General features: G+C 72.4%; 3 protein-coding genes. All 3 read right to left on the reverse strand.

Annotation, left to right across the window (positions count from 1 at the left end; all coding sequences use genetic code 11):
- Positions 1–46: 46 nt before the first annotated feature.
- The 3 genes from AC6LJ5_RS19345 to AC6LJ5_RS19355 all read right to left on the reverse strand — a co-directional run bounded on the left by AC6LJ5_RS19345 (position 47) and on the right by AC6LJ5_RS19355 (position 14217).
- Positions 47–12703 (reverse strand): filamentous hemagglutinin family protein, encoded by a 12657-nt coding sequence (locus AC6LJ5_RS19345; RefSeq protein WP_498141329.1) that lies wholly within the window; start codon positions 12701–12703, stop codon positions 47–49.
- Positions 12704–12829: 126 nt separating this feature from the next.
- Positions 12830–13699 carry a FecR family protein gene (locus AC6LJ5_RS19350; RefSeq protein ID WP_498141330.1) on the reverse strand — a complete coding sequence of 290 codons (870 nt, stop codon included), beginning with the start codon at positions 13697–13699 and terminating at the stop codon, positions 12830–12832.
- Complete coding sequence (locus tag AC6LJ5_RS19355) at positions 13696–14217, reverse strand: RNA polymerase sigma factor (RefSeq protein ID WP_498141331.1); 522 nt, start codon at positions 14215–14217, stop codon at positions 13696–13698. The genes AC6LJ5_RS19350 and AC6LJ5_RS19355 overlap by 4 nt, the downstream gene beginning before the upstream one ends.
- Positions 14218–14221: the final 4 nt, after the last annotated feature.

The raw sequence follows: 14221 nt of genomic DNA on the forward strand, positions 1-14221 counted from the left end.
CCCGCCCGGATTTCCGCCGGGCGGGCCTCGGTGATGGCGGCCATGATCACGGCTGCCAGTTGCGCCGCTCGGCCGGCGTCAGCGCGGCCTGCTGCACCGGCGTCAGCGGGCCGTCGCCGACCATCTGGAACACGCTGTCGGCCCGATAGATCGGCGCCTGCTTGCCGGCGTCGACGCTGGGGCTGGCCGGCGCGCGGCCGGCCGGCAGCTGCTCGTCGCCATAGCCCAGGATCTGCACCGAGATGATCGACGGCAGATTCTGGCGCGAGGCGGCGCGGTCGCGCTGCATCACGTCCTGCGCCGCCGCCGTGGCCGTGGAGGCCGCCGCGCTGGCGCTGGACAGGGCGCCGGTGTTGACCGAGGCCGTCACCGGGATGCCCTTGCTCTCGCCCTGCACCTGGATGTTGGCCGCGTTCACCACGTGCAGCGCCGCGATGTTGACGTTGCCCGACACCCGGATGCCGGCCTCGCCGGCGTCGATGGTGCCCAGCGGCGCGATCAGGTCCACGTCGCCCGCCGGCACCTCGGGAATCGGCGCCAGCGTGCCGATGCCGGCGCCGGTGGACGGCACGGTGGGCGACAGCGTCACGTTGCCGAAGGCGTCGTAGACGCGGCGCGGCGGCGTGTACAGCACCGTGGTCTTGGCGCCGCGCCCGGCGTTGATGTCGCCGTTCGCGGACCACGCCTGGATGTGACCGCCGAAAGTGGTCATGATGCGGCTCTGGCCCAGCAGCACGCTGCCCTGCGCATAGAGCTGGATGTTGCCCTGGCCCTGCGTCACCACGCCGGCGCTGGCCGGCGGGGCCACGCCTTCCACGCCCAGCACCTGCTGGCCGCCCGGTGTCAGCAGCTGGATGTTGCCGCCGAAACTGCTGCGCAGTCCCGCGCCGCCGTACATCGTGAAGCTGCCCTCGTAGCGGATCGGACCACCGGCGGCATCGCTCTCGGGGAACAGCGCCGCGATGGCGCGGCGTCCGCGCAGGTAGCTGCCGAAGCGCGGGCCGCCTTCCTCGTTGTACTCGCGGCCGCCTTCCTTCAGCTCGGCGAAGAACAGCTGGCGCGCATAGATGCCGCGCTCCGCCGGCGCCAGCGCCGCGAAGGCCGCGGCCGCGCCGTCCTGGCCGCCCTCGTAGCCATGCTGCTTGCGCAGCCAGTTCACCAGGTGCAGCTCGCTTTCCTGGCGATAGTCCTGCGACAGATCGCGGCGCTTGCGCGAGGCGTCGGCGGCGGCCTGGGCGTCCACCTTCGCCTGCTGCCGCGCCAGCTCGCCCTGCGCGCCCTGCTCGTCGCCCTGATAGCCGAAGTGCAGGCGCAGCCAGTTCGCCAGCGTCATTTCGCCGCCGTAGGACCGCACCACGCGATCCGGATTCGCGCCCAGCGTTTCGCCGGCGGCCAGCGCGCGGGTCGGATCCAGATAGCGCGCCAGCAGGCCCGCGTAGTCCGGTCCCGCCGCGCCCACGCCGGCCAGCACAGCGATGTCCGCGCCAAGCCGGTTGTCGCCGCGCACGATGGCGCCCAGGCTGCGCACGCTGGCCGCGTCGTCCTGGCGCACCTGGCGCGCCGCCTGCATCAGCAGCGTGCCGGGGCCCGCCACCTGCGCATTGGCGTAGATGATGTCGCGGCCGGCCTCGATCAGCGACAGGTCGCGCGCATTGTTGTGCAGCGCGGTGACATTCAGGCGCATGATGTCGCGGCCCGCCCGCACCGATACCGGCACGGCGGCCTCGTACCAGGTGTCCGTGCTGCGGCCGGTATTGCTCATGTCGACCACCGCGCCGCTCTTCAGGCCGAGGATGTCGCCCGTGACCGCGTAGAACCTGGCGACGGTGTCATCGCCCGCGTGCAGCGCGCGGTTCGTGGGCGAAGCCGGCCCGAAGACGAACAGCGGCTTGTTGTACCCCAGCGACCCAGGCTCCACGCCATCCTTGCTGGTATTGGTCAGGATGGGATTGCCGTTCGAGACCTCGAAGGCGCTGAAGGCCGGACGCCAGGGCGTGGGCAGCGGCGCATCGGCCGCCGACATCGACACGGCATGGGCGCCATTGGCCAGGATGGAGCGGCCCGCCAGCATCTCGAGCTGGCCGCCCGCCGACGGCGCCAGCAGCAGCACCGGGTTGTCGTAGCCCGCGGCATTGTCGGCCAACACGATGTTGCCGCCGGCCGCCACGGCGCGCACGATGGACGGATACACGAAATAGCGTCGGCCGTCCGCCGACACTCGCGTGACATCGGAGGACAGTTCTTCTCCCAGGAACCGGCTGTTGCTGACGGTCATCGGGGTGAGGTTGCCGCCGGCCGAGAACAGATTGATCGCGGTGGACGGCGTCCACAGCGTGAACCAGCCGTTGCCGCCGCCGACGACCGGATTCGCCGCGCCGATCATCTGGTAGGGACTGGAATTGACCTGTGTGACGCGGCCGGGGTCGCTGACGCCGCCCAGCACCAGGTCGGCGCGCGTGTCGATCCAGGCCACGGCGTCGCCCAGCACCAGGCGCGGCCCGCCCATGACCCGGCCCCCGGCCACGGCATACGGATCCGGAGCGCGCAATCCCGAGCCGTCGCCGTAGCGCAGGTCCATGCCGCCCATCTGTCCGGCCGACAGGCTGATCCGGCCGCGCAGGTTGCCGAGCACGCCGTTCAGGTCCAGGTTGTCGGAGCCGCCCGTGTGCGACGGCCCGATCGCCTGCAGCTGGGTGGCGCTCAGCGTGGGATTGAGGCTGCCGCCGATGCGCAGGTCCAGATCGCCGCCGCCGGTCAGCACCAGGTTGCCATCCAGCAGACGGCCGGTGCTGGCGACCACCGCCGTCAGCCCTTGCGAGCGCGCCGCCATGCCATTGACATAGAGCGCCGCGTCGCCGGCGGCGATGCTGACGTTGCCGCCGCCCAGCGTGCCGAAGCCGGTGAAGCCCACCACCCTCGGTTCCTTGTAGCCGGCGCCGTAGGGGGAATCGACCGTGTAGGCGCCGAAATTGATCCACCAGCTGGGCGCGATATCGGCCACGCCCGGCGTGCCGATGCTGCCCTGGCGCCACAGCCAGGCGCCGGTCATCGTGCTGGAATAGCGCGCCAGGCTGCTGGTCCAGTCGACCTCGACGCCGCTATTGGCCGCGGCTCCCATGGCATCGCCGTATACGTCGCGCGCGGCATCGACCAGCAGGTTGCCGCCGTGGTCGGGATACCAGGCCCGGTAAGACGCCATGGCGGCGTCGTACTTGCCGTCCAGCTGCATCAAGCCCAGCACGCCGGTCTTGCCGTCATAGCCGCGCGCCAGGTTGAAGCGCGCGTCGGCCGCGCCCAGCGAGGTGGGCGTGCCGGCGGTGTACACGCCATACAGCGAGGCCATGCCCACGTCGCGCCCGGCCAACAGCGACAGGTCGCCGGCGCCGGTGCGCAGCACGCTGAACAAGGGCGAGCCGAAGACGTACTTGTAGGTGCGGGTGATGATGGTTTCCGAGGTGCCGCCGCCCTCGCAGTGGGCGGCGTTGGCGCAGATGGCGTCCTCGGTCTGGTTGAGCGCGGCGGCCATTTCCTGCACCGTCTTGCCGACCCAGCTGGCGTTGCCCGCCCATTGCTGCGATCCGGCGGCCGTCACCCTGCGCGGTTCCGGTTCGCAATAGGCGCCCCAGGAACACATCGTTTCCCAGTCCAGCTGCCATTCGTCGGCGATCGGCTTGATCGGCTTGCCAGCCAGCGAGGGATCTCCGATCAGTTCCTCGGCCCCCAGCGGCGTCAGCACCATCACGCCGACAAAGATGGTCTTGGAGGTCTCGGTTCCCCGGCCCGCCAGGCCATAGTGCGTGTCGGACATCACCAGATCGCCCTTGCTCAGGACGTTGCGCGTGCGCACGTCGGCCGAGCCCAGGTCGGCGCCGGCCACCGCGGTCAGCGTCCAGGCGCTGGCGCCCGCGCCCAGCATGGGCGCCAGCGCCCAGTTGCGGCCCTGCTTGCCGTCCGGCCCCTTGGGCCGCAGGTCCACCGGCTTGCCGCCCAGCAGCACCAGCTTGGTCTGCGACGGGATCAGCGAGCCCTGCGCCAGCGTGATCTGCGCACTGGCCTTCAAGTCGGCCGGCAGCGGCACGCCCTTGGGCCAGGTGAAGGCGCGCACGGCGGCCTCGCCGCGCAGGACGAAACCGGCGCCCAGTTGCGCGCCCGGCGCGAGCTTGAGCTCGCCGGCCAGCACGGTGCCGGCGCGCAGCACGCGGCCGTCGGCGGCCGTGACGTCGCCGGTCAGCACCAGCCCGGCCGGCAGCGACAGGGCCGCGTCCAGCGTCATCGCCACGGGCAGCACGGTGCCGGCGGGCAGCGTGACGGGCGCGACCGGCAGGTCGTAGTTCAGCTTGCTGCCGGTGGGGAACATCGTGCCGGCCTCCAGCTTGACACCGCCGATCGGCACCACCAGGTCGCCGCCAAAAGCCGTGATGCCCTGCGAGCCGAGACGGCCCTGGACCAGCTGCCAGCCGGCGTCGTCCGGCGACTCCGGCGGCGGCCCGAAGCCGTCGTTGATGCTGCCGTAGATATTCAGGTTGCCGCCGGCGCGCAGCACCAGCACGCCGGGTTCGCCATAGCCGCGCCGCGCGGGCGTGAGGCGGTCGGCGCCCGGGCCGTAGCGGTAGTTGGACAGGTCGATGTCGCCGGACACGGTCAGGTCGCCGTCCGGCGTGGCGCTGACGACTTCCACGCCCGGACGCAGCTTGTACGCGCCCAGGCCGGCCAGGCGCGCGGCCACCGCCGGGTTGGCCAGCGCGGCGTTCATGTAGGTCTGGTTCTCGCCGTCGATGCCGTCCAGATAGCCTTGCGTGATTTCCTGCGGGCGCTTGCCGGTGACGTCCGGCGCGGCGGCCAGCGGCGCGTCATCGTAGCGGCGGAAGGCGTTCACCGCCACCGTCTTGGCGCCCTGGATCAGCGGAGTGCCCGCGACCGACACGGCCACGTCGCTGGCGCCGTTGCCCGAGCCGGCGATCGCGCCGCGCTCGGCGCCGCCGCCCCGGCGGCGCGCGGTCAGGTCCCGCGTGCCGCGCAGGTCCACCTGGGCGCCGGCGCCCAGCGACAGCGTGCCGGTGCGCGAGGTCAGGTCGACGATGGCGCGGTTGGCGCTGTCGATGATCTTGCCGTAGCTGTCCACGCGCAGCGTGGTCGAATGCGCGTCGAGCGCGCCGTTGATGACCAGGTCGCCCATGGCCGCCAGGCGGATGCTGCCGACCTGCGGACCGCTGGCGTCGATGCGGCCGTTGACGGTGAGGCTGCCGCCGTCGACCACCAGCTCGACGTTGCGGGCCCGCAGCTCGTCGCCGACCGTCAGGTCGCCGCGCTTGATCTGGAAGCGGCGCGCGCCGAAGAATCCGCCTTCGGTCAGGCGGGCGTTCAGCTCGCCGAAGTCGGCCAGCGCCTGCGCGCGCAGCACGGCCTCGCCGCCTTCATACGGCACCAGCGTGCCGCCCGCGTCATAGCGGCCGGAGGCCGTGGCGCGCAAGGTGCCGCCCAGGTCGATGCGGCCCGCCGAGACGCCCAGCGCGATGGCCTGCACGCGGCCGGCGCGGTTGTTGCGCGCCGACACGTCGATGAGCGCGCCCTTGGCCTGCGTGATATCGCCGGCCATGCTCTGCAGTTCCAGGTCGCCGCCCCAGCTGTAGCGCAGCTGGTCGAACAGGCGCACCTCGCGGCCGGCCAGGTCGATGCGCGAACCCGCGCCCAGCGCGATGTTGTCGTCGGCCTTGATCGACAGCTTGCCCGAAGGCAGCGCCACCGTCGTGTCCAGCGACACGCTGCGGCCGGTCAGGTTGATGGTGGCGCCCAGCGCGTCGCGCGCGGCCGCGGCCGCGCCGGTGCCGGCGACGGACAGCGCGCCGCCTGCCTTGACCGTCATCACCGAACCGGCCTCGCCGGTCAGGAGCGGCGTGCGGATCAGCAGGTCGCCGCCGCGATAGCGCCAGCCGTCCTGTGCGTTGTAGCCGTCCTGTTCGTGATAGACCGACAGTCCGCCCCGGGCCCGGCCGGAGATCATCCTGGCGGCGTCCAGGGTCACGGAGGAAAAGCCCAGCAGCAGGCGCTCGGCCGTCACCAGATCGTTCGGCAGCTGATACGGCGAGGACTCCAGCCGGATCGTGTCGGCCACGACGTTCAGCTTGCCGTGTCCGAGCTGGTCCAGCATGGCGCCGCCAGGCGCCTGCGGCTTGGTGGCGCCGACGTTGATGCCGTTGCGGTCCGCGGTGATCGCGCCCGCCCAGATGAACTCGCCGGCGGCGATGGTGGCCGTGTCGCCCGCCGCGCCATAGCCGTAGATGGCCGGCGCGCCCAGCACCAGACGCTGCAGCGAGCGTCCGCCCGCGCCGCGCGCGTCCAGCGCCACCGCGCCGTACACGTTGATCGATTCGTTCGCGTTCAGGATCAGGCTCTCGAGCGCCGGCGCGCCCAGCGCCGTATTGCCACGCAGCAGCGTGGCCAGCACGTCCTGGTTCATCTCCAGGCCCGGCGGCAGGTGGCCCGCCGCGCCGGCCTGCTGCAAGGCCTGGGCGCTGCCCAGGTTGACGGCCGATACGCTCAGCGCCAGGTTGCGCGTGCCGTACTGCACCGTGTCGCGCCAGGTGAAGCCGCCGCTGGTGGCCGCGCCGATGGACCCTTCGGACAGCAGCAGGGACGCGCCGCCGCAGGCCGCGACGCAGCCGCCCACGTCGATGGCGGTGCCGGCGCCGCCCTTGGGCGCCATCAGGTTCACCAGCCCGTTCGATACGGCCAGCAAGGCGCCCGAGGTCAGCGCGTAGTACGTGCCCGTGCGCGCGTCCAGCGCCGCCGCGCCGCGCCCGAGCGTGGACAGCGTCGCGCCCTGCTCGACCACGATGCCGCGCCCGCCGGAGGCCGCGTACAGGAAAATCTCGGGCGCCGACAGCACGGCGCCGCTGCGCACCAGCAGTTGCGTGTTCTTGGCGTACACGTCCATCTGGCCCGAGTCGTACACGCCCCGGCCTGGCGTGCCGCCCAGGAACATCGCGCCGGCGGACAGCGCGTTCAGATCCGAGGCCTGGATCGCCGCGGCCTTGGGCCCGAGGATGGGCGCCTGTCCCGCCGCCAGGATCTCAAGCCCCTGGGCCGGCCCGTTGACGACCAGGCTGCCCGCGTATCCGCCGCTGTCCTTCGGCACGCCGAAGCGCGCCAGGCCCTTGAACGACAGCGCCGGCTGCCGGCCCATGCCCGCGCCCTCGTCCAGGGTCAGCTGCAGCGCGCGGGCGTCGACGGTCATCAGGCCGCGCTGGGTGCCCTTGCGCGCCGCGTCCGCCAGGAGGAAGGCGTTGTAGGAGGTCTCGTTGTATTGCGCATGGCGCCGCAGCACGTCGCCCGGCGTGAACAGCAGGCTGGTCGGCAGCGCCGCCCGCTGCGCGGTGCCGGCCGTGCCCAGCCAGCCGCTGCCGACCCAGGAGCCGCCGCGCGTGCGCGCCACGGCGGACGCGTCATAGGCGCCCTGCGCGCCCAGCTCGACGCGGAACGCGCCCGGCAACAGCGCATAGGTCGAGGGCAACAGCGTATAGGTGCCGGCCGGCAGGCCCGGCACGCCGGCGCCGATGGTCACCTGCCGGCCCACCGCCGGACTGCCCGCGCCCGCGTCGGCCGCGATCGGCGCCTGGTTGCCGGCAAAGCCCGGCACGATGGCATAGACGGCGTTGCCCGAACGGCTGAAGCCGAATCCCGGATTGGCGTCGGCCATGGCGTAACGCAGCACGTCCACCGAGCCGCCGCGTCCGCGCACGAAGGCGCCGCCGCTCAGTTCGCCGCCGCCGGACACATCCAGCACGGCGCCCTCGGCCACCTCGACCGCCTTGCCCTGGATCTCGATCTTGCGGCCGTCGTAGCCGGAGGAACCGGTGGCGTCCGGCTTCACCTCGTTGCCGGCGTAGAGGTACTTCACCCCATCCACGGTGCCGCCATAGGGCATGAGCAGCCCCGCGCCGCTGACGGAGGTCAGGCTGCCCGGCAGGAACCGTACCGTGCCCGGCGCCTGCGGGTTGCTTTCGAAGACGATGCTGCCCAGCGGCGCGCGCAGCACGCCGCCCTGTTCGATCAGCGGCGCCATGAGCGTCAGCCCGCCGAACGCGGCATACGGCACCGCGGGCAGATCGCCGGAGGCGCGCTGGATCGTCAGGACCGCCTTGGGGTTGTAGCTGTAAATGTCTCCCTGCGGCCCCTTTGCCACGTACTCGCCCGCGGCGATGATGCCGCCGCCCCGGGTGGTCGGGTAGATCTGCGCGGCGCTCAGCGTCATGCGGTCGGGCGCCGCCAGCTTGGTGCGGATGCTGCGGTCGACAAAGCCCGGGCTGCCCATGCGCAGGTCGCCCTGGACGTCGAAGCGCACGTCGTCAAAGCCGATCAGGTCGCGCAGGCCGCGCACATCCACCAGATTCGCCGACACGTTCAGCCGGTTGCCGTTGTGGAAGTACTTCAGCGGCTCGGGTCCGAGTTGCACGAAGAAATCGGCGCCCTGCAGCCCCACATAGCGCGACTGATTGAACAGCAGGTAGGGCGCGCGCAGGTCCACCACGCTGGCCGCCGGCGCGTCGGCGCGCAGCGTCAGCACCCCCGACAGGCGCAGGCTCTGGCGCATGGCCAGCGTCACGTTGCCGTCGGCGAACACGCTGGCATCGAGCGCCAGGTTGTCGAAGCCGCCCGCCTCGACGCGGTCCACGCCCAGGCGGCCCGTGCCGTAGACCAGCTCGGCGCTGGCCTGGCCCGGCCGCAGGCCGGCGGCCAGCCGGCTCTCGCCCTGGCGCTGCGTCAGCACCAGCCGGCGCTCCTGCAGCACCGCCTGTTCCGGCGACAGGTTGCGCTGGTAGAAGGCACCGCCGAACGCAATGCCCAACGTGCCGCCGGCCGCCTGCGCCGAACCGGCCGCCGCGCGCAGCGCGCCGTCCAGATGCAGGCTGTTGGCCGAGGCCAGCACGATGCTGCCGCCGTCCGAGCCGACCAGCGTCGCGCCGCGTCCCGGCAGGTCCAGCACGGCCTGCGTGCCGGACGCGTCCAGCAGCGAGCCGGGACGCAGGATGACGTGGCGGTCGATGGGACGGGTGCGCGTATCGACATCGGCCTCCCAGTTCAGCGTGCCGCCGATCTCGATGGCGCCGCCGGCCTGCACCGTGCCATAGCGCCGACCCCTGGCGTCGGTCGCCACATGGCTGCGGCCGGCGGTGTCCAGCACCGCCTGCTCGCCGATCCAGACCGAACGGGGATTGGCCTTGGGCACATAGGGCTGCTCGCCCTGGCGCGGCTCCTGGATGGAAATGCGGCCGCCCCAGGCATCGAGACGGCCCAGCACGGTGATCTGGTCGGCGCCCCGGATCTGGATCGAGCGGCCGGGATCGACGCTGACGCGCGCGCCCTCGCCCACCACGATGGGGCCGCCTTGCGCGGCCCGGTCCGAGTACAGCGCCAGGTCGGCGCCGGCGCGTTGCGTCAGCGTGCCGCGCAGCGCGTCCTCGGTGTACAGCGCCGGCGTCCAGCGCGTCAGGACGTCGGCGGGCGGGGCGCCCGATCCGGGCGCCTGCGCGGCGCCGCCTTCCAGCCGCAGCACCGGCATGAGCACGTCGATCTGCGCGCCGTCCGCGACGGTCAGGCCCTTGTAGCCGTTGATCTCGTACTTGCCGAAGCCGGTGCTGAACAATAACGGGTCCAGCCGCAGCGTGGTGACGTCCTGCGCATCCACGGGGCCGCCCAGCACGATCTTGCCGCCGCTGGCCACGGACAGCGTGCCGCCGCCCGTGACGCCGTAGCCGCGCACCTCGCCCGCGAAGGACAGCAAACCGCCGTTGGAAGGAATCTGGCCCAGCACATGCGAGGCCAGCGTCACGTTGCCGCCCTTGCCGCCTTGCAGCTTGCCATCGGACAACAGCGAGGCGCCGGCGGTCACGTCCAGCACGCTGCCCGCGTCCACGGCCACGTCACCGGTGCCGCGCAGCGCGATGCGGCCGCCGTCGCGCACCGGCAGGCCGGCCAGGCCGTCGGCGTCCCGCAGCAGATTGGCCCAGACGCCGCGCGCGTCCAGCATCACGCCGCCCGCGACGTGCAGCCGCGCCTGCTGGTTGGCGGCCGGGGCCAGCGCCGAGTCCTCGAGCCGCACGGCCAGGAACGACGGTTGATACAGCACGTTGCCGGCCTGGATCAGGCCGCCACGGCTGGTCAGATTGGCCTTGATGTCCACATCCGGCGCATACAGCGTGATTTCGCCGCCATCGGCGCCGCGCAAGGCCGCATCGACGGTGATGGAACGTCCGGCCGCGACGCGCAGCCGGCCCAGCGAGAAGCCGTTGAGCTGGTTCGCGTCCAGGAACAGCTTGCCCTTGTTTTCCTGCGGCAAGGCGGCGCCCAGGTCCAGGCCGTCGGCCACCCGCTCGCGCCCCGCGCCCAGCACCACTTCGGCCACCGTGTCGCCGGTGGCGCCCAGCTGGGAATAGATCTGGCGCGAGGCCGTGTCGTAGTAGCGCACATCGTTGCCGACCACCAGGCCGGCGCGGCGCGCGGCGGCGCGCTGCGACTGGCTGTAGCCGTCCAGCCCGGACTGCGGCGCGCGGTCCTGGCGCGTGCCCTGGTAGGTGTCGCCGACCAGATCGCCTTCCAGCACGGCGCTGCGGGTCGAGATGAGCAGCGTGCCGGCGTCGCGGCCGACCGTGTAGCCGTCCTCGTAGCGGGTGCGCGGCGCCAGCAGCGGGTTGTAGAAGCGGCGCGTGGCCTTTTCGCCCCAGCGCGCGGAACGCTGTTCGTAGCCTTGGTAGACGCCGGTGTAGAGCACGTCGCCCGGAGCCTTGTCCGCCACGTACAGGCGACCGTCCGCGCCGCGCAGCCAGGTCTGCTGCAAGGTGCCGGCGCGCACGTCCAGCGTGCCGCCCGACAGGTTGATGCCGGAGCCCTTCTGCGTCACCACCTCGGCGCCCTCGAAGCGCACCTGGCCGCCCTGCGCCAGCCAGTGGCTGACCGGCACGCCCATGGTGCCCAGGTAGCCGCCGACTTCCAGCAGGCCGCCGCCGCTGTACCAGCGGTCGCCGTCATAACCGCCGCTGCCGCTGGCGACGCGGATCAGCTCGCGCCGGTCCAGCCAGATATCACCGTTGTTGAGCTTGCCGCTGTCGCGGTTCATCGGCGCGTCGCGCTGCTCGTTGCCCTGGACGTTGATCTTGAGATTGTTCGATTCCATCGACACGGCCACGCCGATGGCGCCGCTCACGTCGATCTGCGCGCCGTCGCGCACCAACGTGCGCTTGCCGGCCTTGACCCCGACCTGCCCGCCGGTCGCCAGCGTCAGCGAATCGCCCTGGAAGTCGACCGTGCCGCCGCTCTCCACCTGCACCAGCGACAGGTCGCGGCGGTACGGGTCGGTCTGCCCCAGCGTCTGGCCGGTGGCCAGGCTGGCGGGCATCAGGGCGTCGCGCTGGCCGTCCAGCGCGGTGGCGCCGTCCAGGTCCACCAGGATGGCGGTGGTCGAGCCGGAACGCAGCGTCACCGCGCCGTCGGCGCCCACGCCGTTCAGATGGATGGTGCCGCGCGCGTCCACCGAGGTGGTCGAGGCCAGCACGCCGGCCTGCTCGACCTGGCGCGCGGCCAGCGTGATGTCGCCCAGCGGCGACAGGATCAGGCCGCGATTGCGCACCGTGCCTACGCCCGAGGCCGTCACTTCATTGCCGCGCGTGGTCGAGGCGACGTTGCCCTCGGTGCCCTGGCCGCGCTTGATCACGAAATTGTCGCCGGCCGCCAGCGCCGCCTGGCCCTTGGGCGTGGTGATGGTGCCGGCATTGTCGACCTCGCGGCCCAGCAGCAGGACGTAGCCGCCGGACTGGGTCACGGTCGAAGGACGGCTGGTCTCCATGACCGCGCCCGGACGCAGCTCGATCTTGCCCAGCGCATCGGTGAAACCGGGCGTCTTGCCGTCCGCGCTGTACAGGCCGTTGTTCTGGAACTGCTCGTCGCTGAGACGCGTGGCCGCGGCCACCAGGTTGCGCACGTTCACCTGCGCGCCGCCGTCGAACACCACGCCGTTGCGGTTGACGATCATCACCGTGCCGTCGGCCTTGATCTGGCCTTGGATCTGCGAGGGGCGCGCCTTCGGATCGTTGACGCGGTTCAGCACCGCCCAGTTCGGATCCTGGCGGAATTGCACCGTGGTGTTGCGGCCGACGTTGAAGGTCTCCCAATTCAGGATGGCCTTCTCGCCGGTCTGCTCGATGGCGACGTTGACGCGGCCGTTGGCGGCGGTCTGCACCGGCGCCCTGGCGTTGCGCCAGCCGGCGGTCAGGGGATTGGCGTCCACCTTGAGACCGCCCTCCGCCAGGCCGTCCGGCGCCGCGCCGCCCGTGGCCGGCGCGGCGTCGCGGGCCGCGCGCTGGGCCGCCTGCTGCGCGGCGATCGACGCGGCGGTGCGCCCCAGGTTGCCCACCGAGCGTTGCAGCTGCTCGCGCGCGGCCTGCGACTGGCGCGCGCCGTCCGGCAGCCCCAGCGCCGGTTGCCCGTTGGGCAGGCGGCCCGTGACCGCCGTGTTGGCCTGCGCCGCGCCCTTGGCCGCGAACCAGCCGCTGCTGAACGCGGCGGGCTGGGCATGGGCGGCGCCCGCGCCGACGAGCGCGAGCGAGGCCAGCGCGGTCGCCAGCGGCGTGCGGCGCGGCGCCCGCCGACCCTTGAGGCTGGCGACGGAGCGGTTGCGGATGCGGGAGGGAGTGCGGGTGTGGCCGGGCATGGAAACGGACTCAGGTTGGGGACCGGATGACGCGCGCCCGGTATGACTCGGGCCGCTCGCCTGCGATATCTCCTGTCGTGTTTGCCCGCCCGGAACCCGAACTGGTTTTTTCGTGAATCTTTTGTGTCAGCTCAATAACACGATGCCCTTGGGCAGCTGGCGCACATGCGCGCCGAAGGCCTCGCGGATCCGGTCGATCGCCAGGTCCAGCCGGGCGATCTGGAAGCGCCCGCTGACCCGCCGCGCCGCCAGCGCATCGTCCAGCACCATGATGCGGCCGGGCCGGTAGCGGTTGATCTCGGCCACCGCCTCGGCCAGCGGCATGTCGCGGAACACCAGCACGCCCTCGCGCCAGCCCATGGCCTGCTCCAGGTCGGCGCGCGCCGGCGCCGTCACCGCGACGGCGCCGTAGCGCGCCTGCTGGCCGGCTTCCAGCGCCAGTTCGCGCGAGGGATGGCGGATATCCACGCGGCCCCGCAGGCAGGTGACCGTGACCTCGTCGCCGCTGCGGCGCAGCCCCACGCTGGCGGCGCCCAGCAGGATCTCGCCGGCGCCGGCCGCGACGGTCAGGCCCTGGCCCTGCTCGGCGCAGGTGATCGCGGCCTGCCCTTCCAGCAGTTCCAGGCGGCGCGGACCGTCGGCCACGTTCATGCGGGTGCGCGCGTCCAGTTCGACCACGGCCTGCCCGCCGCCCCAGTCGACGGTGCGCTGCTCGCCCACCGCCGTGCTGTAGTCCGCGCCCAGTCCTTCCAGGCTGGCCCACCAGCCCAATGGCGGCAGCGCGGCGCGGAACGCCCTGCCGGCCTGTCCGATGTCCACCCAGGCGCGCCGCGCCCGCTCGAACGCCGCCGCGTGCGCGTCGCTGTGCGCGCACCATTCCCGCAACGCCAGCGCGTCGCGCCGCGTGGCCTGCCCGGACTGGATGCGCCGCACCCAGGCCTCGGCCTCGCTGTCCAGCGCCTTGGCGCCCGATTTGAAGTAGCGGCTGAAAATCATCGATCCGACCTTGAATACGGCAGGCGCGCGCGGCAATAGGCCTGCGCGTGCTGCAGCTCGCGCTCCACCATGCGTACCGAAATGCCATGCCGCGCCGCCAGCTCCTTTTGCGTGACGCCGTCCAGGCGCGCCGCCAGCAGGATCTCGCGCTGGCGCTCCGGCATGCGCTCCAGCGCCCGCATCAGGGTCTGCAGCGCCTGCCGGTCCTCCGCGATCTGCGCCGGACCGGGCGCGGCGTCGGGCGTCAGCCCCAGGATCTCGTCGGTCTCGGCGCGCGTCAGCCTTTCATCGCCCGAGCGCGCGTAGTCGGCGGCGATGTGGAAAGCCATGCGGTAGATGTAGGCCTCGGGCTGCCGCACCGCCTCGGGCGCGGCGACGCCGTCCAACTTCAGATAAGCGTCCTGCAACGCGTCGCCCGCCAGCTCGTCATTGCCCAGGCGGGCGGAAAGGCGGCGCTTGAGCCGGTCATAGTGGGTGACCAGCGACTTGCGCAACGAAGCCAGGCCGCCGTCCTTCATGGGG

This window comes from Achromobacter sp. 1011791174 (assembly GCF_059760925.1).